At 70.9% G+C, this 19,023-nt stretch carries 21 protein-coding genes; 9 read left to right on the forward strand and 12 right to left on the reverse strand.

All coding sequences use genetic code 11. The annotated features are described in order from the left end of the window. Window positions 1–53: 53 nt before the first annotated feature. From RAN62_RS18595 to RAN62_RS18605, 3 genes are all read left to right on the forward strand, one after another. Window positions 54–941, forward strand: coding sequence for a DMT family protein (locus tag RAN62_RS18595; RefSeq protein ID WP_305785948.1), 888 nt, complete (start codon window positions 54–56; stop codon window positions 939–941). Next, entirely contained in the window at window positions 862–1,482 is a 621-nt protein-coding gene (locus RAN62_RS18600) for an L-threonylcarbamoyladenylate synthase (protein ID WP_305785949.1), read from the forward strand. The genes RAN62_RS18595 and RAN62_RS18600 overlap by 80 nt, the downstream gene beginning before the upstream one ends. Before the next feature lie 76 nt (window positions 1,483–1,558). After that, window positions 1,559–2,368 (forward strand): sulfotransferase family protein, encoded by an 810-nt coding sequence (locus RAN62_RS18605; protein ID WP_305785950.1) that lies wholly within the window; start codon window positions 1,559–1,561, stop codon window positions 2,366–2,368. A gap of 69 nt (window positions 2,369–2,437) precedes the next feature. Here the strand turns inward: RAN62_RS18605 and RAN62_RS18610 are convergent, their stop codons facing one another. Then, a complete protein-coding gene (locus RAN62_RS18610) occupies window positions 2,438–3,007 on the reverse strand; it encodes an NADPH-dependent FMN reductase (protein WP_305785951.1) in 570 nt (189 codons plus the stop codon). Window positions 3,008–3,111: 104 nt separating this feature from the next. Between RAN62_RS18610 and RAN62_RS18615 the strand changes: the two genes are divergently transcribed. After that, complete coding sequence (locus RAN62_RS18615) at window positions 3,112–5,220, forward strand: LLM class flavin-dependent oxidoreductase (RefSeq protein ID WP_305785952.1); 2,109 nt, start codon at window positions 3,112–3,114, stop codon at window positions 5,218–5,220. Continuing rightward, on the forward strand, window positions 5,217–6,104 hold the full coding sequence (locus RAN62_RS18620; protein WP_305785953.1) for an LLM class flavin-dependent oxidoreductase: 888 nt from the start codon (window positions 5,217–5,219) through the stop codon (window positions 6,102–6,104). Before RAN62_RS18615 ends, RAN62_RS18620 begins: the two co-directional genes overlap by 4 nt. Here RAN62_RS18620 and RAN62_RS18625 read toward each other — a convergent pair. From RAN62_RS18625 to RAN62_RS18635, 3 genes are all read right to left on the reverse strand, one after another. Continuing rightward, window positions 6,101–6,784 carry a hypothetical protein gene (locus RAN62_RS18625; RefSeq protein ID WP_305785954.1) on the reverse strand — a complete coding sequence of 228 codons (684 nt, stop codon included), beginning with the start codon at window positions 6,782–6,784 and terminating at the stop codon, window positions 6,101–6,103. The genes RAN62_RS18620 and RAN62_RS18625 overlap by 4 nt on opposite strands. Window positions 6,785–6,922: 138 nt before the next feature. Then, the gene (locus RAN62_RS18630) at window positions 6,923–7,213 is read right to left on the reverse strand and encodes a hypothetical protein (RefSeq protein ID WP_305785955.1); all 291 of its coding nucleotides are present in this window, start codon (window positions 7,211–7,213) and stop codon (window positions 6,923–6,925) included. A gap of 121 nt (window positions 7,214–7,334) precedes the next feature. Further along, window positions 7,335–7,751, reverse strand: coding sequence for a nitroreductase/quinone reductase family protein (locus RAN62_RS18635; protein ID WP_305785956.1), 417 nt, complete (start codon window positions 7,749–7,751; stop codon window positions 7,335–7,337). A gap of 116 nt (window positions 7,752–7,867) precedes the next feature. Here RAN62_RS18635 and RAN62_RS18640 point away from each other — a divergent pair, with 116 nt between their 5' ends. From RAN62_RS18640 to def, 3 genes are all read left to right on the forward strand, one after another. Next, on the forward strand, window positions 7,868–9,880 hold the full coding sequence (locus RAN62_RS18640; RefSeq protein WP_305785957.1) for a glycosyl hydrolase family 28-related protein: 2,013 nt from the start codon (window positions 7,868–7,870) through the stop codon (window positions 9,878–9,880). Between the two features lie 99 nt (window positions 9,881–9,979). Beyond that, complete coding sequence (locus RAN62_RS18645; RefSeq protein WP_305785958.1) at window positions 9,980–11,128, forward strand: Gfo/Idh/MocA family protein; 1,149 nt, start codon at window positions 9,980–9,982, stop codon at window positions 11,126–11,128. Between the two features lie 93 nt (window positions 11,129–11,221). Next, entirely contained in the window at window positions 11,222–11,761 is a 540-nt protein-coding gene (gene def, locus RAN62_RS18650) for a peptide deformylase (protein ID WP_305785959.1), read from the forward strand. Window positions 11,762–11,888: 127 nt separating this feature from the next. On the opposite strand, the gene RAN62_RS18655 is transcribed toward def, so the two are convergent. The 4 genes from RAN62_RS18655 to RAN62_RS18670 form a co-directional block, all read right to left on the reverse strand. Continuing rightward, window positions 11,889–12,779: an ATP-grasp domain-containing protein gene (locus RAN62_RS18655; protein WP_305785960.1), complete on the reverse strand. Its 891-nt coding sequence runs from the start codon at window positions 12,777–12,779 to the stop codon at window positions 11,889–11,891. A gap of 2 nt (window positions 12,780–12,781) precedes the next feature. Next, a complete protein-coding gene (locus tag RAN62_RS18660) occupies window positions 12,782–13,948 on the reverse strand; it encodes a hypothetical protein (protein WP_305785961.1) in 1,167 nt (388 codons plus the stop codon). Between the two features lie 85 nt (window positions 13,949–14,033). Then, window positions 14,034–14,318, reverse strand: coding sequence for a hypothetical protein (locus RAN62_RS18665; RefSeq protein ID WP_305785962.1), 285 nt, complete (start codon window positions 14,316–14,318; stop codon window positions 14,034–14,036). Window positions 14,319–14,397: 79 nt separating this feature from the next. Then, window positions 14,398–15,057, reverse strand: a complete 660-nt coding sequence (locus RAN62_RS18670; RefSeq protein WP_305785963.1) for a DUF305 domain-containing protein — start codon at window positions 15,055–15,057, stop codon at window positions 14,398–14,400. A gap of 115 nt (window positions 15,058–15,172) precedes the next feature. Between RAN62_RS18670 and RAN62_RS18675 the strand changes: the two genes are divergently transcribed. After that, the gene (locus tag RAN62_RS18675; RefSeq protein WP_305785964.1) at window positions 15,173–16,597 is read left to right on the forward strand and encodes an LVIVD repeat-containing protein; all 1,425 of its coding nucleotides are present in this window, start codon (window positions 15,173–15,175) and stop codon (window positions 16,595–16,597) included. 82 nt (window positions 16,598–16,679) lie between these two features. Here RAN62_RS18675 and RAN62_RS18680 read toward each other — a convergent pair whose 3' ends face one another. The 4 genes from RAN62_RS18680 to RAN62_RS18695 form a co-directional block, all read right to left on the reverse strand. Then, window positions 16,680–17,378, reverse strand: coding sequence for an acyltransferase (locus tag RAN62_RS18680; protein WP_305785965.1), 699 nt, complete (start codon window positions 17,376–17,378; stop codon window positions 16,680–16,682). A gap of 108 nt (window positions 17,379–17,486) precedes the next feature. Continuing rightward, window positions 17,487–17,660 (reverse strand): hypothetical protein, encoded by a 174-nt coding sequence (locus tag RAN62_RS18685; RefSeq protein WP_305785966.1) that lies wholly within the window; start codon window positions 17,658–17,660, stop codon window positions 17,487–17,489. Window positions 17,661–17,663: 3 nt separating this feature from the next. Then, window positions 17,664–18,749, reverse strand: coding sequence for a helix-turn-helix transcriptional regulator (locus RAN62_RS18690; protein WP_305785967.1), 1,086 nt, complete (start codon window positions 18,747–18,749; stop codon window positions 17,664–17,666). Between the two features lie 14 nt (window positions 18,750–18,763). Next, window positions 18,764–19,006 carry a helix-turn-helix domain-containing protein gene (locus tag RAN62_RS18695; RefSeq protein WP_305785968.1) on the reverse strand — a complete coding sequence of 81 codons (243 nt, stop codon included), beginning with the start codon at window positions 19,004–19,006 and terminating at the stop codon, window positions 18,764–18,766. Window positions 19,007–19,023: the final 17 nt, after the last annotated feature.

Here is a 19,023-nt window from a genome sequence, read left to right on the forward strand (position 1 = left end):
TTACCGCGCAGGGACGACGCGCCGCGGGCCTCCCGGCTCGTACGGTGATCGGCGTGGGAACAGCAGTGGCGATCGCAGCGTGCGTCGCGTCCGCGTGGGCGTACGCCGTCGGCGCCCTGGTGCAGGAGCACGTGGCCGACCGGCCGCTCCGGCTCCTGCTCCGCCTTCCGTCGTGGTGGGGGGCCGTCGCGCTCAACGGGCTCGGCGGCCTCCTGCACGTGGTGGCGCTCCGCTACGGACCGCTGTCGTTGGTCCAGCCGTTCGGGGTGCTGACGCTCGTGGTGGCCGTACCGTTGGCGGCTGTCGTGGCCCGGCGCGCGGTCACCCGGCTGGAGTGGCACGGCATGGCGCTCACCGTCGCCGGCCTGGGCGGCATCCTGGTCGCGACCGGCTCGGCGGGCGTCGGTGTGCTCGGCGCGGGCGACGTGATCGGCCTGCTGCTGGTGACCGCGATCGCGCTGACCGCGCTGGCCGGCGCCTCGGGGCTGTGGGTGGCCGCGGCGGGCGGGATCGCCTTCGGCGTGTCGTCGGCCCTGACCCAGACCGCCACCGTACGCCTCACCGCCGGCGACTTCGGCCTCCTGAGCCTGGTGACGGCGCTCGCCGTGGCCGTGCTGGCGACGCTGGGGCTGATGTTCACGCAGCGGTCGTTCCGGGCCGGGCTGAGCGCGCCGCTGGCCGTGGGCACGCTGACCAACCCGGTCGTGGCGGCGGCGATCGGGCTGGTGCTCCTGGGCGAGGAGGTCGCCGGCGGCCGGCTGGGCCTGACCCTGGCGCTGTGCAGCGCGGCCGGCGCCGGGCTGGGCGTGGCCTTGCTGGTGCGGGCGTCCTCCGGCCCCCGTGCCGATCTAGGCTTGAGGCGTGGCCAAGTACTTCGACGTGCACCCGGACAACCCGCAGCCCCGCGCGCTCAGCCAAATCGGGGACCTGCTGCGGGATGACGGGCTGATCGCCTATCCGACGGACTCCTGCTACGCGCTGGGCTGCCGGATCGGCAACGCCGGGGGCATGGAGCGCATCCGCGAGATCCGGCACCTGGGCAGCGGTCACCACTTCACGCTGGTGTGCCGCGACTTCGCCCAGCTGGGCCAGTTCGTGCAGATCAGCAACGCCGTCTTCCGGCTGGTCAAGGCGAGCACGCCGGGCAGCTACACCTTCATCCTGCCGGCCACCCGCGAGGTGCCGCGGCGCCTGCTGCACCCCAAGAAGAAGACCGTCGGCGTACGCATCCCCGAGCACACCGTCACCCAGGCGATCCTCGCCGAGCTGGGCGAGCCGCTGCTGTCGAGCACGCTCCTGCTGCCCGGCCACGAGGAGCCGTTGACGATGGGCTGGGAGATCAAGGAAGAGCTCGACCACGTCGTCGACGCGGTGATCGATTCCGGCGAGTGCGGCACCGTGCCCACGACCGTCGTGGACCTGTCGGAGGGCGTTCCGGAGGTTCTCCGCGTCGGCGCGGGCGATCCGGCGCGCTTTGCTTAGTGATCGATCAAATTCCAAGGATCTTCACAGCTTCGTGATTCCGTCTGCCTAATGTTCACCTCTAAGGTGTACTTTCATGGCTTGGCGTAAGCAGGTTAATGTCCGGTTGGCCCGGAAGACGGGGATGCAGGTCGTGCACCGCCAGGGGAAGCTCCGCCTGGTCCCGGTGCCGCAGCGGGAGCTCGCCGCACCCGGCTTCCTCTTCTCCTCGGTGCGCTCGGGCTCGACCCTGCTGCGGATGATCCTGAACAGTCACTCCGAGATCTTCGCGCCGCACGAGCTGCACCTCGCCCACATCAAGGTCAAGTGCGAGCTCCCGGCCGCCAAGACGGCGATGGAGCAGCTGGGCTTCACCGAGCGCGAGCTCACCAACATGGTGTGGGACCGCCTGCTCACCAAGGCCCTGCGGGACAGCGGCAAGAAGATGCTCGTCGAGAAGACGCCCAACCTGGTCTTCCAGTGGGCCCGCGTGGCGCAGGCCTTCCCCGACGCGAAGTTCATCTACCTGCTGCGGCACCCCGCCTCGATCCTCGACTCCTGGCAGCGCGCCCGCACCACCCAGACCTTCGACGAGGCCGTCGCCAGCGTCACCAAATACCTGACCGCGCTGCACGAGGCGCGCACCAGCCTGCCCGGGCACACCGTTCGTTACGAGGACCTGACCGGCGACCCGGCCGGCGAGGCCCGGAAGATCTGCGCCTATCTCGGGGTCGCCTACGAGCCCGCGATGGTGGAGTACGGCAAGGCCGACCACGGTCCGCTCGTGGCCGGCCTCGGCGACTGGCAGGAGAAGATCAAGACCGGCACGGTGCAGGAGGCGCGGCCGGTGCCGCAGATCGAGCTGCCGGACACGCTCAAGACGCTCGCGATCGACCTCGGTTACTGAGCCGTCCGCCCTCCGCTGCGCCGCTTGCTTTCCGCGGCGCCGCTTGCTCCCCTCCCGCGGGGGCGTTGCTTACTGGCGCTTCCGCAGCGGGGAGAGGGCGTCGTTCAGGCGGGCGAGCTCGCGCACGACCGGGCCGACGCTCCCGGCGACGATCTCGTTCGGCACGAACTCGCCCTCCTCGTCGATGAACTGGCCGACCAGCGGGATCGGCACCTGCTCGAAGATCGGGACCATCCGCAGCGTGGTGACGACCTGCTTGAGCGCCTGGGTGGCCCGCAGGCCCGCGCTGACCCCGCCGTAGCTCACGAAGGAGACCGGCTTGTCGGCCCACTCGGCGTGCAGGTAGTCGATCGCGTTCTTGAGGGCCGCGTTGAAGCTGTAGTTGTACTCCGGGTGGACGAACACGTACGCGTCGCCGCGGTCGATCGTCTCGCTCCAGCGCTTGGTGTGCTCCTGGGTGTACTGCCGCAGGCGCGGGTGGTTGGGCTCGTCCATGAGCGGCAGGTTGAAGTCCGCGATGTCGACCAGCTCGACCTCGAACGGCCCGTGCTCGGCCGCGGCCCGCGCGAACCACGTGGCGACGGGGAGGCCGATGCGGCCGGGACGGGTGCTGCCGACGATCACCTGAAGAAGTGCCATGAAAGCCATCTAATCAGCGGCCGCGCGCCGATCCGGAACGATGTGACAGACTGCACGGATATTTGCGACCGCAATGTCTGACGCGGCAACCAACGGAGGTCAGCATGCTCCACCGGCTCGAGTTCGGCGCGCTCGTGACCGGCGCCGGCGCCGCCGTGGAGGCCGAACGGCGGGGCCTCGACCTGGTGGCGGTCCAGGGCGACGGCGCGTGGACGCGGCTGAGCTGGATCGCGGGCGTGACCGAGCGGATCGGCCTCGTCGCGCAGATCGATCTCGCGGAGCACGCCCCGGCTGTCCTGGCGCGCTCGGCGGCGAGCCTCGACCTGCTCACCGGCGGCCGCGTGACCCTCGCACTGGCCGACGAGCCCGGGACGGCGGAGGCGGTCGAGATCGTGCGCAATGTGCTCGACGCCGGGGAGCCTCGGCCCTACAGGCACCTGGGCGAGCACTACCGCGTTCCGCAGGCGCAGCGCGGTCCGTTGCCCGCGCACCGGATCGCGATCTGGCTGACCGGGGCGGATGCACGCTCGGTGCGCCTCGCCGGGCGTACCGCCGAGGGGTGGATCGGAACTCCCGACGAGCTGGCGGCGACCGGCAAGCTCCTCGACGAGGCCGCCGCGGAAGTGGGACGCGAGGCCGCCGAGATCCGGCGCGTGGTCATCCTCGACCCGCGCGCCGCAAGCGCCTCCGAGCCGGGCGCTGCGGACCTTTTCGAGCTGAGCGTCGCGGCTCTTCTTCCGCTCGTTGTTGAGCATGGTGCCGGCACGTTCCTGCTGCGGACGGACGATCCCGACGAGCTGCGGCGCTTCGCGGAGCTGCGGGAGGTCGTGCTGCGCGAGCTGCCCGAGCCGCCGCCGGCTCCGATCAAGCCCGCCGCCGTACGCGCGAAGCGCCGCCCGGGCATCGACTATGACAATGTCCCGGCGAGCCTCGCGGCCACCGCAGTCGAACCAGGTGATCTGGATTACGCGCGCGTGCGGTCGACGTACATGCGTGGGGGTGCGCCCGGGCTGGTGCTCCGCCCGCGTTCGACGGGCGAGGTGGCCGACGCGCTGGCGTTCGTGCGGGCGCATCCCGGCGTGCCGTTCGGGCTGCGCAGCGGCGGTCACGGCATGAGCGGACGGTCCACCAACGACGGTGGCATCGTGCTCAGCGTCCAGGCCCTCGACACGATGGAGGTGCTCGACGCGGCCGAGCGGCTGGTCCGGATCGGCCCGGGCGCGCGCTGGGCGGACGTGGCGCGCTTCCTGATGCCGTACGGATGGGCACTGAGCTCGGGCGACTACGGCGGCGTGGGCGTTAGCGGCCTCGCCACGGCGGGCGGCGTGGGCTGGCTGGCGCGCGAGCACGGGCTGACCATCGACCACCTGCGCGCCGTCAAGATGGTGCTCGCCGACGGGAGTGTCGTGCGCGCCTCGGACGACGAGAACCCTGACCTCTTCTGGGCCGTACGCGGCGCCGGGGCCAACTTCGGGGTGGTCACGTCCTTCGACTTCCAGGTCGACGAGGTGGGCGACGTCGGCTTCGCCCAGCTCGTGGTGGCCGCCGACGACCCGGCCGACCTGCTGGTCCGCTGGGGCCGGGCCATCGAGGCGGCGCCCCGGACCCTGAGCGGTCAGCTCATCATGGGACCGCCGCGCCCGGGACAACCCGCCTTCGCGCAACTGATGGCGGTCGTCGATGCCGCCGACCCTTCGGTCATCGTCGACACCTTGCAGCCCCTCGCGCAGTTGGCGCCTTTGTACAACCAGAATGTGGTGCTGACTCCGTACGCGGGAATCGTGAACAACGCCGCGGAGGGCTATCACAGCGGGCAAGGCGATCCGGTCTCGCGCTCGGGTCTGATCGAGCATTTGACGCCCGCCTTCGCTAAGGCCGCGGCGGAATTGATCGCGAGCGGCGCGGTGCACTGGTTCCAGATCCGCACGGTCGGGGGCGCGGTCGCCGACATCCCGCCCGCCGCCACCGCGTACGCCCACCGCTCGGCCAATTTCTCGATCGTCGCCATGGGCTCGTCCGAGCGGCGGGTGGATGCCGCTTTCGCGCCGTTGCGCAGCCATTTCGACGGCATGTACCTGAGCTTCGAAACCGGACTCGATCATGTGGCCGACGCGTTCCCGCCGCCGACGCTGGCGCGGTTGCGGGAATTGAAGCGGCGCTACGACCCTGCCGGTTTGTTCCGCGACAACTTCGCCCTGGGGGACCAGTCATGACGGATTACGGGCACGATCTGCTCTTCGGCGCCTTTGTCACGCCGTCCGCCACGGCCGGGGCGGAGCTGGCCGTCGTCGCCGACCGCGCGGGGCTCGACCTGGTCACGTTCCAAGACCACCCGTACGTCGCCCGCTTCCACGACACGTGGACGCTGCTCTCGTACGCGGCGGCGCGTACGACGCGGATCAAACTCGCCGCGAACGTGCTCAACCTGCCGCTGCGCCAGCCGGCCGTCATCGCCCGGAGCCACGCGACACTCGATCGTCTGAGCGGCGGCCGCATCGAGCTCGGCCTGGGCGCCGGCGCCTTCTGGGACGGCGTCGAGGCGATGGGCGGCCGCCGGCTCACCGCCGGTCAGTCGATCGACGCCCTGGGCGAGGCCATCGACATCATCCGCCAGGTCTGGGACACGTCCACCCCTGGCCCGGTACGCGCATCCGGCGCCTACTACGACGTCTCCGGCGCCAAGCGCGGCCCGGCGCCGGCGCACGCCATGAGCATCTGGCTGGGCGCCTACAAGCCCCGCATGCTCCGCCTCGCCGGCCGGGCCGCCGACGGCGTCGTACCCTCGTTGTCCTACCTCCCGGGCGGCATCAACGACTACGCCGACCTCAACCGCCACATCGACGAAGCCGCCGAGGCCGCCGCCCGCCCACCCGCCGCCGTCCGCCGCCTCCTCAACATCAACGGCACCTTCTCCGACTTCGGCCGCTCCTTCCTGGACGGTCCGGCCGAGCAGTGGGCCGAGGACCTGGCCGGCGTGGCCCTGGACCACGGAGTCAGCGCCTTCATCCTGGCCAGCGACAACCCGGCCGACCTGGAACTCTTCGCCGCCGAGGTGGCCCCGGCCGTCCGCGACCTGGTGGCCGCCGAGCGCGCTTAGTCCTCGTCAGAAAACAACGCCAGCAGATCCGCTGCCACTCGCGTCGGCAGGGCCGTCGACCAAATGTGCTCCCCCGGGGCAGCTTCGATGCCCAGGACCTTGCCCGGCTCGATCATCCAGTCGTCCTCCTCGATGCCGGGCACGGCGCGAAGGATCGCCGACAGGGTCCCGGCGTCCGCCGCAGTGTCGAACCCGATGACGAGATAGGTCTCACCGTCTTGCGCCCGCGCGACCGCCGTCACGCTGAAGCGCCGGAAAACGGTGTGATAGGCCCGGCCGTCCCGCAGGGACCGTGCGATCATGCCGCCGATCACCCGCCTCGGCTGCAGCTCCCAGGCGACAGTTTCCTCCGCCTCGAGTCGGTCCCAGTCCCATTGCGTGGGCAGCCAGCGATCGGAGGACGCGGGCGAGGTCGAAGTCCTCGCTGCCCGCTTCGCCGCCGCGGCAAGGACGGCGTAGAAGTCGGCCGGGTCACCGTCTCGCCGGTAGCCGCCGGCGCCCAGCCACCAGCGAGCGCTTCGCCCGCCGCGTTCGTGGGGCAGATCTGTTGCGGCGCCTCGCCAGCGGCCCGTTTTCACCTTGAACCACAGACGGTCACCGAGCGAACGAATCCGCTCGGCCCCGCCCGCGGCGCAGGTGTCGGGCAGCCTCTGCGCCTCCCGGATCAGGTCGTGACGCATGTCCGAAAGGGGGGTATCGACTGCCGGAGGGTCCACATTGAGCATCGCCAGGCACAGACGTGTCGGACGTACTGCTGAGGGGGTAGTCATACCGCAACGCTATGGGCGCCGCCTTGTCCTAGTCAAGCCGCAAGCTGACTAACGCCTATCCGGCATGCCTCCGAGCTCATTGATGCGCTCGACGGACATGCCGGTCAGCAGGGCAACGACGCTTCCCGGGGTGCCGTCGAGCTTGCGGAGGTTCGCGCGGACCTGCGCGATGATCTCGTCGCGGTGCTCCTCGGCGTACCGGCGGATGTAGGCCTTCTCGGCCTCCGTGTAGGGGGTGTCGCGCAGGTGGGTGTCGTAGGTGAGGAAGCGGATGCCCCTGGGGTCGGTCCCGGCATCGAAGGGTTCGGTGTCGGCCTCGAGGGGTTCGGTGTCGGCCATGCGTGCCTCCCGTGAGCCGGAGCGCCTGGCCCTGTGACGGACAGGCGGACAGGTGGTCATGCAGCAACGCTAGAGCCGTTCTCGCGTCTAGTCAATTAGCAACATGACTAGCGACTACTTCTCAGCTGACGGTGATGACCGCGACGGGGAACTGGCGGTCGGTCTTGGTCTCGTAGGTGGCGGCGTCCGGCCAGTACTCGCGCCACACGCCGTAGAGCTTCTCCCAGTCGTCGTCGCGGCCCGGGCGGACGACGCGGTGGCCGGCCTGGAGGGTTTCGGTGCCGAGCTCGATGGTGACGGGGCCGTCGAGGGCTTCGAGGTTGGCGACCCATTGCGGGTCGGCCGGGCCGCCGCCCGCGCTGCCGCAGACGATGTACGACCCGTCGTGCGGCGCCGCGACCAGCGGGTTCACCGTGACCTTGCCCGTCTTGCGGCCGGGGGTGTGCAGCAGGAGCGTCGTCTTGCCGGCCCAGTGGTCGCCGAGCACGCCGTCGTTGGCCCGGAACTGCTCGATGATCGTGTCGTTGAAGGAAGTCATGACCGTCACTGTAGTTCGCTCATCCGCACGAGCGCGGCTGCAAGAAATCGACCGTTCGACGAAATATCTCGACAGTCTATTGTGGCGATGGTCACAGAGTCCTTAGGGTCACGCTCATGACCCCTCCCTCCCGGGGAAGGCGAGCCGGCGTTCCACCGCGCCCGGCCGCTCTGCTCCTCAGCGCCCTTCTCGCGGCCGGCGCCAGCATGATCGCCGCTCCCGCCAGCTATGCCACGCCCGCCGCCGGTGCTGTTGTCACGCGGGCGGGTCTCGACCCCGCGCTCGTCGCCGGCCGCGGCGCCACGGTGCCCTTCCTCGAACAGGAAGCCGAGAACGCCCGCTTCACCGGCACGCGCATCGGCCCGAGCCGCGCCGCCTACACGCTGCCGGCGGAAGCCTCCGGTCGCACCGCGGTCCGGCTCACCCCCGGTCAGTACGTCGAGTTCACCCTGCCCGCGGCCGCCAACGCGATCACCGTCCGCTACGCGATCCCGGACGCGCCGCGCGGAGGCGGGATCACCGCACCGCTCGGCGTGTCGGCGCCGGGCGTCCGGCGCACCATGACGCTGACCTCCCAGTACGCCTACCTCTACAACCAGTACCCGTTCACCAATGATCCGGCGGCGGACCTGCTGCACCCGGACTGGTGGATCACCGAATGCGCGTGCGTGCCCGCGGCGACGGCTCCGGCGCCTGTGATCAGCAAGCCGTTCCGCCCGATGCACTTCTATGACGAACAACGGCAACTTCTCGGCCGTACGCTCCACAAGGGCGACAAGATCCGCCTGACCGCGCAGCCCGGGGCGGCCTGGACCGTCATCGATCTGCTCGACTCCGAGCTGGTCGCGCCGCCGCGGATCGTCACCGGGGCGGCGAACGTCCTGCTCTTCGGGGCGGATCCGAGCGGCCGCCGCGACTCCGCCGACGCCATTGACCGGGCGATCGCGTTCGCCCGGCGCGCACACCTGAAGGTCTATCTGCCCCCGGGTACCTACCAGGTCAACCGGCACATCATCGTCGATGACATCACGATCGAGGGCGCCGGCAACTGGTACACGATCGTCAAGGGGCACGAGGTCGCCCTCCCCGAACCCGCGCCGGACGGCTCGATCCACACGGGCGTCGGCTTCTACGGCAAGCCGGCAGGCGAGAGCGGCAGCCGCAACGTGCACCTTCGGAACTTCGCGATCGAGGGCGACGTCCGTGAGCGCATCGACACCGACCAGGTCAACGGCATCGGCGGCGCGCTCAGCGATTCCAGCGTCGACGGCCTGCACATCCGGCACACCAAGGCCGGCCTCTGGCTCGACGGGCCGATGAACAACCTCCGCGTGAGCAACACCATGGTCGTCGACCAGATCGCGGACGCGCTCAACTTCCACACCGGCGTCACGAACTCGATCGTGACGAACACGTTCGTGCGCAACACCGGCGACGACGGTCTGGCGATGTGGTCCGAGCGCATCGCGGACTCGGGCAACGTCTTCGATCACAACACCGTGCAGACGCCGACGCTGGCCAACGGCATCGCGATTTACGGCGGCACGGACACGACGGTGTCGAACAACCTGGTCGCCGACCCGATCCGCGAGGGCAGCGGCCTGCACGCCGGCGCCCGCTTCGGCGCCGAGCCGTTCGCGGGCGCGCTCACGATCAAGGACAACACGGTGGTACGCGCCGGAACGCTCGACCTCAACTGGAACATCGGCCTCGGCGCCCTGTGGTTCTATGCCCTCGATCGGAGCATCGACGCGGACATCCGAGTCGCCGGCGACCACTATCTCGACAGCACGTACAACGCGATCATGCTCGTCAGTGATTTCGCCGTGAAAGACCTCTACTCCGTCACGGGCGTCTCCTTCGAGAACATCCGCGTGGACGGGACGGGCACCTCGGTGGTCAGCGCGCGTACGGCCGGTTCGGCGTCCTTCCGGAACGTCGACGCGCGCAATGTCGGGGCTGCCGGCGTCAACAACTGCGGTTCCTTCCACTTCACGCCGGCCGGCTCGGAGTTCTCACTCGCCGACCTCGGCGGGAACGACGGCGGCTGGCTGGACCCGTACGCGCCGAATGTCCTGTCCTGCGACGACCGTCCCGCCGTCGTCCCACCGCCACCACCCGCCCCCTGACGGTGATGGAGGGGTCGCCGCCGCCCACCCCTGGCGGTGATGGATCTTGCCGGGACGGGTCCGCCGCGGCCCGTCCCGGACGTTTCGTAGGCTCTGCGCATGACGTCATCGCTGGGAGTCGCCGTCGCCGGGTTCGGGTGGATGGGACGCGTCCACACCCAGGCCTACCTGCGGGTTCCGCACCACTTCCCGGAGCTGGCCCGGCGCCCCCGCCTGGTCGCGGTGGCCGACGACGTGCCGGGCCGCGCGAACCAGGCCGCCGGACAGTACGGCTTCAGCACCGCCACCACCGACTGGCGCACCCTGCTCGCCGACCCGGCCGTGGAAGCGGTCAGCATCGGCGCCCCGAACTTCCTGCACCGGGAGATGGGCGTCGCCTTCGCCCGCGCCGGCAAGCACATCTGGATCGAGAAGCCAGTCGGCCTGACCTCGGCCGATGCGTCGGCGGTGGCCGCAGCAGTCCGCGAGTCCGGCGTCCAGGGCACGGTCGGCTTCAATTATCGGCACGCCCCGGCGGTCGCCGCCGCCCGGGAGCTCGTCGCCGCCGGTGAGCTCGGGGCGATCACGCACGCGCGGTTCCGGCTGTTCAGTGACTACGCGGCGCACCCGGACGGCGCCCTCACCTGGCGCTACTCACGGGAACGGGGCGGCAGCGGCGTACTCGGCGATCTGGCCGCCCACGGCATCGACCTGATCCGGCACCTGCTCGGCGAGATCTCGGCGCTGGTGGCCGACACGGCGATCTTCGTGCCCGAGCGGGCCCGGCCCGGCGGGGCGACGGCCGGTCACGCCCGCGGCACCGGCGAGCCCGGCCCGGTCGAGAACGAGGACTATGTCGGCGCCCAGCTCCGCCTCGCCTCCGGCGCGCGGGTCGTGCTCGAGGCCAGCCGCGTGGCGGTCGGCGACCAGAACAACTACGGCTTCGAGATCCACGGCACCCGCGGCCAGGTGGCCTGGGACTTCCGCCGGATGGGCGAGCTCAGCGTCAGCTCCGGCACCGACTATCAGGACCAGCCGACGCGTACGGTTCAGGTCGGCCCCGGTCACGGCCGGTTCGGTGCCTTCCAGCCCGGCGCCGCGAACCCGATGAGCTACGACGACCTGAAGGTGATCGAGGCGTACCACTTCCTCACCTCGATCGCGACCGGCGCGCCCGTGGGCAGCACGCTGGAAGACGCGGTCCGCAGCGCCGAGGCCCTCGACGCCATGTCCGCCTCGGTCGAGTCCGGCGCCTGGGTCGCGTTGTGATCCACTGCGGAGGGTCCGCGGCCCGTTCGATCTTGGCGCCGCGGGTTTCTCCGGCATACCGTCGGACGCGGTAGCACGAGCAGAGGAGCAGTCATGAGTGTCATCCCGATCCGGCTCATCGGCGACCCGGTGCTGCGGCGCCCCGCGGCGCCGGTGACCTCGTTCGACGCCGAGCTGCGGACGCTGGTGCGGGACCTCAACGAGACGCTCGCCGAGTCCCGCGGCGCCGGGCTGGCCGCGCCGCAGATCGGCGTGGGCCTGCGTGTCTTCGCGATCAACAAGGACCTGCCGGGCAACGACAAGCAGCTGGACCACCTGGTCAACCCGGTGCTCGAGTTTCCGGACGAGGAGGAGCAGAGCGGCCCCGAGGGCTGCCTGTCCATCCCCGGCATCTATCTCGACACCAAGCGCCGGATGAACGTGCTGGCCAAGGGCTACACCCAGCACGGCGACCCGGTCCAGGTGGTGGGCGACGGCATCCTGTCCCGCTGCATGCAGCACGAGACGGACCACCTCGACGGCATCCTCTTCGTCGACCGCCGCACGCCCGAGGAGCAGGAACGCCTCCTCACCACCCTCCGCAACGCCTCCTGGTGGGACGACAGCCTCACCGTCAAGGTCAGCCCCCACTGACCCGCCCCGGCCACGCCCGGATAGCGAAGCGGGCCACCTCGAAGCGCGCGCGGCGGCTGCCCGAGGTGAGGACGACGGGCCACTCCGCAAGCGCGCGCGGCGGATCAGCGGCGGCGCGGCGGGGTGGTCAGGCGGCGGCGCGGGCCAGGATGGCTTCGGCGACGTTGGCGCACTGGGCGGGGAAGAGAGGCAGGAACTTCACCGGCGCCACCATTTCCGCCTCGAGGAGGAGGAGTCCGGTCGGCGAGGCCGGGTCCAGCACGAAGTCGAGGCGGATCGCCAGCGGTTCGTTGACGAGGAGACGGCGGAGGGCCGCGTACGTCTGGTGGATCACCCGGTCGTGCTGGGCGGTCAGGCCGCGAAAGGGCTGCGGGTCGGGGTGCGGCTCGGTGATCGGCCGGCCCGGGCGCAGCAGCGGCGCCTTGGTGACAGCGTGCGACACCGTGCCGTCGAGCACCACCACGCCCAGCTCGCGATGGGTGTCGAGGGCGACCTGGTAGGGCTGGACGAGGGCCTCGTCGAGCCGCCGCAAGTGGTCGAGCAGCTGCGGGAGCTCAGCTTCGGTGTACTCGCCGGTGTTGAGGGCGCCCCCGGACGCGATCGGCTTGACGACGAGGGTCGGGCGGCTGGGGTCCGTACGCGTGAACAGGTCGTGCAGTTGATCGCGAGTGGGGGAGGTCACCGTCGGCACGACCGGCACGCCCGCGGCGGCGAGCCGGGCCAGGTAGCGCTTGTCGGAGCCGAGCGTCACCACGTCGGGCGGGTTGAGCAGGCGGGTGCCGTCGGCCTCGCGCGCGTGCAGCCAGGCGGTGAAGTCGGCGAGCCGCAGCCACATGCTCCAAGGCGACTGCAGGACCACGGCGTCGTACGCGGCCCAGCCCCCGTGATCGTCACCGTCCCAGGTCAGCACCTCCACCGTGGCGCCGCGGCCGGTGAGCTCCGCGGCGAGCACGGGGGTGTCGTCGTCGCGCCAGGACGGGTGGGGGAACTCGCGCGACGTGACCAGGGCTATGCGCATGGTCAGCTGGCGATCCGGGGCCGGGCGCCGGTGGGCTGGGTCCAGCTCGGGCGCTCACCGGGGCCGGCGGCGGTCGTCGTGCGACCCGCGGCGGTGGTCGTGCGACCCGCGGCGGTCGTCATGCGGATGGTGGCGGCGGTGTCCGTGGCGGCGCTCTGGTAGAGCCCCGCGGCAACAGGACGGGCCTGCGTGAAGGCGGCCGCGACGGGCCGGGCCTGCGGGGAAGCGGCCGCGACGGGCCGGGCCTGCGCGGGAACGACCGGGCCGGGCCGGGTCGCCGGGGATGTCGCCGGGACGGGCTGGGTCGAGGCCGGGTCGGCGGGCTCGGCGCCGAGGCCGATGCCGGACAGCTCGTCCTCGCGCGCGGCGGGCGGGGCGATCTCGATGCGCTGGGTCGTGACCACGATCGGGGCCGGCCCGGCGGCGTCGAGGATCGCGCGGGCGGCCTCGGGCAGGGCCTGACGGGCGGCGTCGGCGGCGGCCTGGGCGGCCGTGAGCTCGTTGCGCAAGGTGCGGACCGCGGCGGTGGCGACGTCGGCGGCCTGCCAGGCGGCGTCCTCGGCGGCCAGCGCCCGCTGATAGGCCTGGAAGCGGTGCTCGACGGTGGCCCGGGCGAGCATCAGCTCCTGCTCGACGGGGTGCAGCGACGGGTCCCAGCCGTTGCGGTGGGTCAGCGCGTCGAGCAGCGTCTCGTCGGAGATGTCGCCCCGCCGGTGCGCGGCCTGGGCGGCGCGGCGCAGGGCCTGCTCGCGATCGGTCTCGCTCTCGGCGGCGGAGGTGGACACCGGCGTGGCGTAGGCGGCGGCCTTGCGGGCCCGCTCGAGGGCGGCGTCCGCGTCCTGCCAGGCCTGCCAGGCCCGCTCGACCCCGGCCTGGGCGACCTGGCACTCCTCGCGCCGGCGCTCGGCCGTGGCGGCGGCACCGTCGGCGGCGACCTCGATCTCCTGGGCGAAGCGGGCGACCTCCTGGGCCTCGGCGGCCCGGCTCTCCAGCTCGGAGCGCTTCTGCGCGGCCGAGTCGGCCAGCCACCGGCTGATCTGCCGGGGCCGGCGCACGCCGCGCGGCAGCGCGAGACCGCCGAGCGCGATCACGGCCAGCACGATCAGCGTGAGGTAGATGACGGCGACGCGTCCGCTGTTGTCGCCGAGGAGCTGCAGCCCGAAGTCCATGTGTCCTGTCCTTTTCCACCGAGAGCGCGACTAATCGATGACCCCGGATGCTCGAGCGCAAACCCCGGGGGCGTGCCGAAATCGATCAGGCGCGGACGGGCGGAGCCCGCGGCGCGGCGGCCGGGCCGCCGACGAGCCCGCTGAGCTGCGGGACCGCGGCGAAGGCCGGAGCCGGGACAGCGACGGGCGTGGAAACGGCCGGGACATCCGGGGTCTCGTCGAAGGCGGCGACCGAGGAGGAGGCGGCCTGGGCGACCACGGGAACGGGCGCCGGCGCGGGCGGCGCGACGGCGGGCCCGCCGAGCAGGGCGAGGAACAGCGACGCCACGAGCGGCAACCGCGCCCGCCGCAGCACCCCCCGCACGTCCATACCGGACAACCTAACGGGGATCACCGCCCGCCCGCACCCCGTGGCCGCCGATCGTGATCGAAGCAACGCCACGAACGGGTCAGCCGAGCGCCGCCATCCGCTGGATCTCGATGCCCTGCTCGATCAGCATCTCGCCGGCGACCTCGCGCAGCTGCTCGTCGGTGCCGCCCTTGACCACGTCGTTGCCCATCTGCAGGGCGCCCTGGTGGTGGGCGGTCATCATGGTCACGAACATCCGGTCGAATCCGGCGCCCGTCGCGGCGGCCAGCGCGGCCATGGCTTCCGGGCTCTGCATGCCGGCCATCGTCGTGTGGTCGTGACCGGTGGCGTCCTCGGGAAGCTTCCGGGTCCGCAACCAGGTCCGGTAGTAGTCGATCTCCAGGCCTTGACCGGTGCGGATCCGGTCGGCGAAGGCCCGCAGCTCGGGATCGGCGGCCCGCTGCGGGGCGAGCTCCGCCATCGCCAGCGCCTGGGTGTGGTGCACGATCATCATCTGGACGAAGAGCGTGTCGATGCCGTTCCAGGTCGACCCGTCCGGGGCCTTGACCTGGGTGGAGTCGGTGATCCGCGCGGTGTCGCCGGGGCGTCCGGGCAGGACGACGCGCTGCGGCGGCGCGGGGCTCGCACTCGGCCGGGGCGCCGCGGCGGACCGCTCGGGCCCGGCCCGGGTGACGAGGATGACGCCGGCGACCACCGCGGCCAGCACGGCGACGACCATCAATGCCCGCTTCCGGCTCATCGGATCCTTTCATCGGTGTTAACAAATGTTCCCGTGGGGCGCCCCGGCCACTACTGTAGCGACGAAGGTGAATACGCACCGTACGTGAAGCGATGCGTGGACCGGAAGGAGCTCCATGAAGCACACTGCCCCACAAGGGCGGCGGCTCAAGCGCCTCGCCGTGCTCAGCACGGCCGCGGTGGTCGTCGGACTGCTGACGGCGCCGGGCGCGGGCGCGGCACAGGCGCCGGACCCGGGGACGATCCCCGGCGTCGACGAGATCCGCAGCAGCGCCAACCTCACCCAGGTCGCCCACCTGGACAAGCCGGCCCTGCTCACGGCCACCAACTCGGACTGGGCGTTCAAGGGCCGGTACGCGTACGGCGGCAACTACAACGGCTTCGCCGTGTACGACGTGAAGAACCCGAAGGCGCCCACCGTGGCGACGCAGGTCTTCTGCCCGGGTTCGCAGAACGACATCTCGATCAGCGGCAACTTGCTCTTCCTCGGCACGGACTCGCAGCGTACGAACGACTCGTGCGACAACGCCGCGTCCACCACCGACGTTCCCGGCGAGCGCTGGGAGGGCATCAAGATCTTCGACATCAGCGACCCGCTGACGCCGCAGTACGTGAAGTCGATCAAGACGGAGTGCGGCTCGCACACCCAGACGCTGATCCCGGGCAAGCGCTGGGACCCGAACGTCTACCTCTACATCTCGTCGTACCTGTCGGGCACGACGATCAACTGCGCGCCGCCGCACGACAAGATCTCGATCATCAAAGTGCCGACGCGCAACCCGCAGGCGGCCACCTTGCTCTCGGCGCCGATCATCTTCCCGGACGGCGGGTACGAGGGCTCGACCGGCCACAGCGCCACCAGCGGCTGCCACGACATCACCGCGTACCCGGCCAAGGACATCGCCGCGGGCGCCTGCATGGGTGACGGCGTGCTGTTCGACATCTCGGACCGCACCGCGCCGAAGATCATCACGTCGGTCCGCGACACGGTGAACTTCGCCTTCTGGCACTCGGCCACGTTCAACAACAACGGCACCAAGGTCGTCTTCACCGACGAGCTCGGCGGCGGCGGCCAGGCCACCTGCAACCCGACGATCGGCCTGCAGCGCGGCGCCGACGCGATCTACGACCTCGTCGGCAAGGGCGCCCAGCGCAAGCTGGAGTTCCGCAGCTACTACAAGATCCCGCGCACCAATGCGGACACCGAGAACTGCGTGGCCCACAACGGCTCGCTGATCCCGGTGCCGGGGCGCGACATCATGGTGCAGGCGTGGTACCAGGGCGGCATCTCGGTCTTCGACTTCACCGACTCGCGCAACCCCAAGGAGATCGCCTACTGGGAGCGGGGCCCGATCTCGGACACCGCGCTCGTCACGGGCGGCTCGTGGTCGGCGTACTGGTACAACGGCTACATCTACTCGAACGACATCGCCAAGGGCATCGACGTCCTGGACCTCAAGGACTGGCGCACGCTGCCGGCCAAGATCTTCCGGACGGACCTGTTCAACGCCCAGACCCAGGAGAACTTCTACACCTGGTGACGTGCGAAAGCCCGGTTTCCCGTACGGGAAACCGGGCTCCTCGTTTTCCCGGCGCGGCTGGAGGAAGCCCCAAGCCGGCCCGTCAGTGCTGCGTGAGGTTCCAGTAGCCGGTCTTCGTGACCGTGCTCGCGTCCGGCTTGTAATAGGGCTCGGTCAGCGAGAGATGCGGCCGCTCCCAGGCGACATTTTCCCGGATGACCCGGGCGGGCGTGCCGGCGGCCACGCAGTTGTTCGGGACTTTGCCGGTCAGCAGGCTGCCGAAGCCGAGGATCGAGCCGTCGCCGATGCTGGCGCCGCCGAGGACGACCGCCCGCTTGGCGATCCAGACATGGTTGCCGATCGTGATGTCCTGCGCCGGGTTGATCCGCTCGCCCGTGGTCACGTCGAAGATCGGGTGCGCGTCGTCGGCGCGGATGTCGTTGTCGCTGGCGATCATCACGTCGTTGCCGATCGTGATCGTGGCCCCCTCGACGGCCGAGATCGTGCACGTGTTGGTCATCGACACGTTGGCGCCGATGCGGACCTTGGCGTCCTCGCCCAGCCGGATCCAGCCCCGGAACGACGGGACCTTGCTGTGCCCGCCGATCTCCAGGACCGCGTTGTTGCAGTCGAAGTGCACCTCGAGCTTGCCGATCGAGGCGTTCGGCGAGACGACGAGCGTGTTGCCCGTACCGCGGAAATTGATCTTGACGTTGTTCGTCGTGGTGTTGCCGTGAATGATCTTGTTGCCGCGTTCGTCACTGTAGTCGGCAAGCGTGGTCACGGTCGTCACGGTGGGCATCGCGCCATGCTATGCCACGCCTGTGATTTGTCTATGGGTCGGCTGTCCGTCACCTCGCGGCAACCCCGGACCGCCGGCCCGGCTGGTGCCGGGCCGGCGTCACGCCTGTCAGGCGCAGGTGATGCAGGAGCCCCCCGGGAACTCGGAGGGGGTCGGCGTGCCGACGATCGACTGCTGCCGCGGCTGCTCGCCCGGCCCGGAGGTGGTGGCCAGGAAGGCGACCAGGGCGACGAACAGCAGGGCGAAGGCACCTATGACGACGGTGGACAAGCGGATACGCATCATTTACTCCCCGTGAGTTGATGACACTTCGGACATCAGAGACGGCGGTACGGTGGCCTGCAGTCCACCGAGCGCCAAGCCGAGCTGGAACCTGTTCTCCACGCCGAGCCGGTCCATGAGCACACGCAACGTTCCGGTGACCGAGCGCGGGCTGATGCGCAGCTGCTCGGCGGCCGTCCGGTCGGTGTGCCCGGCTGCCAACAGCGTAACCAGTGCGCGCTCGCGATCCGACAGATTTATGGGCGTCACAGGATCACGCCGCTTCGCCGCCGCGTCCGCCCAGTGTCGGTTGTAGACGCCGGTGAGCGAGTCGAGCAGTCCGGGATCGGTGATCTCCAGCCAGCCACGCTCGAGGTCGGCCGGGTCGGCGGGCAGCAGGGCCACCCGGTGGTCGATGAGCATCATGCGCGCCGGCACCTCGAAGGAGTCGAGGCGCTGATAGGAGCGTCCGTCGATCAGGTGCCCGCTGACGTCCCAGGCGTCCCCGTCGGCGACCGGGGGCGCCAGCAGCCGGATCTGCGTACCCCGGGCGACCAGGGCATTGTCCAGCGGAGCCGCCGCCCGGGCCGCCTCCGCGTCCACCGCCTGGTCGGTGGTCATGGTCCAGTACTCGCCGACCGGGGCGCTGACCAGCTCGCCGATGCGGTCGCGGGCGCGGGGGCGGGTGTCGAGATAGCGGATGCCGGCCGCGACCTCGCCCCGCAGCGGCGGCAGCCGGCCCGGCCCGACCATGGCCATCAGGCCCGACGAGCGCAGCACGGCCTGGAACGACCGGAGCTTCTCGGCCGGGTCGACGAGCTTCAACCGGCGGCAGCGCAGGCGCTCGACGACAGCGGCGGGCCGGGCGGGGGTCCACAACCGCACTGTCGTACGTGGATCCGCGGTGGCCGCCGCGGCGCCGCACTCGCGGAGCTCGGCCAGCGCCTGGGCCGTACGCCGGGCGGAGAGCCCCAGCTCGACGGCGAGAGACCGCTCGGTGTGGGGCCCGAAAGTGACGAGAGTGCGGTAGACGAGGTCGGCGTCGCTCGTCAGCCCCCAGCGGACCAGGGACGGCACGGCGGCGCCCATCGGGACCGGGGTGCTCGACACTTCATCGATTCTCGTCAACCGGATTCGTCACCGCCTCCGACGGACGGCCGGGGAACGCTGGCCTTGCGGAGGAACCCGAGCGCCAGCCCGAGCTGGAACCGGTTGTCCACGCCGAGCCGGTCCATGAGGCTGCGCAGGATGTTCGTCACCGACCGCGCGCTGATGCCGAGCTGCTCGGCCGCGGACGTGTCGGTGTGTCCCTGGGCGAGCAGCTCGACGAGCCTGCGCTCGCGCTCGGACAGGGTGATCTTCGGCATGGACGACTCCGTTCCCG

The sequence above is a fragment of the Symbioplanes lichenis genome, assembly GCF_030709675.1.
In the GTDB taxonomy this organism is placed as follows: Bacteria; Actinomycetota; Actinomycetes; order Mycobacteriales; family Micromonosporaceae; genus Actinoplanes; species Actinoplanes lichenis.

Bases quoted from the DNA above. Each gene is read 5' to 3' on its own strand.
- RAN62_RS18680 (WP_305785965.1), bottom strand. From the start codon at position 17,378: ATGCCCACCGTGACGACCGTGACCACGCTTGCCGACTACAGTGACGAA.
- RAN62_RS18610 (WP_305785951.1), bottom strand. From the start codon at position 3,007: ATGGCACTTCTTCAGGTGATCGTCGGCAGCACCCGTCCCGGCCGCATC.
- RAN62_RS18660 (WP_305785961.1), bottom strand. From the start codon at position 13,948: ATGGACTTCGGGCTGCAGCTCCTCGGCGACAACAGCGGACGCGTCGCC.
- RAN62_RS18605 (WP_305785950.1), top strand. From the start codon at position 1,559: ATGGCTTGGCGTAAGCAGGTTAATGTCCGGTTGGCCCGGAAGACGGGG.
- RAN62_RS18695 (WP_305785968.1), bottom strand. From the start codon at position 19,006: ATGCCGAAGATCACCCTGTCCGAGCGCGAGCGCAGGCTCGTCGAGCTG.
- RAN62_RS18620 (WP_305785953.1), top strand. From the start codon at position 5,217: ATGACGGATTACGGGCACGATCTGCTCTTCGGCGCCTTTGTCACGCCG.
- RAN62_RS18645 (WP_305785958.1), top strand. From the start codon at position 9,980: ATGACGTCATCGCTGGGAGTCGCCGTCGCCGGGTTCGGGTGGATGGGA.
- RAN62_RS18630 (WP_305785955.1), bottom strand. From the start codon at position 7,213: ATGGCCGACACCGAACCCCTCGAGGCCGACACCGAACCCTTCGATGCC.
- RAN62_RS18685 (WP_305785966.1), bottom strand. From the start codon at position 17,660: ATGCGTATCCGCTTGTCCACCGTCGTCATAGGTGCCTTCGCCCTGCTG.
- RAN62_RS18635 (WP_305785956.1), bottom strand. From the start codon at position 7,751: ATGACTTCCTTCAACGACACGATCATCGAGCAGTTCCGGGCCAACGAC.
- RAN62_RS18615 (WP_305785952.1), top strand. From the start codon at position 3,112: ATGCTCCACCGGCTCGAGTTCGGCGCGCTCGTGACCGGCGCCGGCGCC.
- RAN62_RS18665 (WP_305785962.1), bottom strand. From the start codon at position 14,318: ATGGACGTGCGGGGGGTGCTGCGGCGGGCGCGGTTGCCGCTCGTGGCG.
- RAN62_RS18655 (WP_305785960.1), bottom strand. From the start codon at position 12,779: ATGCGCATAGCCCTGGTCACGTCGCGCGAGTTCCCCCACCCGTCCTGG.
- RAN62_RS18675 (WP_305785964.1), top strand. From the start codon at position 15,173: ATGAAGCACACTGCCCCACAAGGGCGGCGGCTCAAGCGCCTCGCCGTG.
- RAN62_RS18640 (WP_305785957.1), top strand. From the start codon at position 7,868: ATGACCCCTCCCTCCCGGGGAAGGCGAGCCGGCGTTCCACCGCGCCCG.
- RAN62_RS18670 (WP_305785963.1), bottom strand. From the start codon at position 15,057: ATGAGCCGGAAGCGGGCATTGATGGTCGTCGCCGTGCTGGCCGCGGTG.
- def (WP_305785959.1), top strand. From the start codon at position 11,222: ATGAGTGTCATCCCGATCCGGCTCATCGGCGACCCGGTGCTGCGGCGC.
- RAN62_RS18625 (WP_305785954.1), bottom strand. From the start codon at position 6,784: ATGCGTCACGACCTGATCCGGGAGGCGCAGAGGCTGCCCGACACCTGC.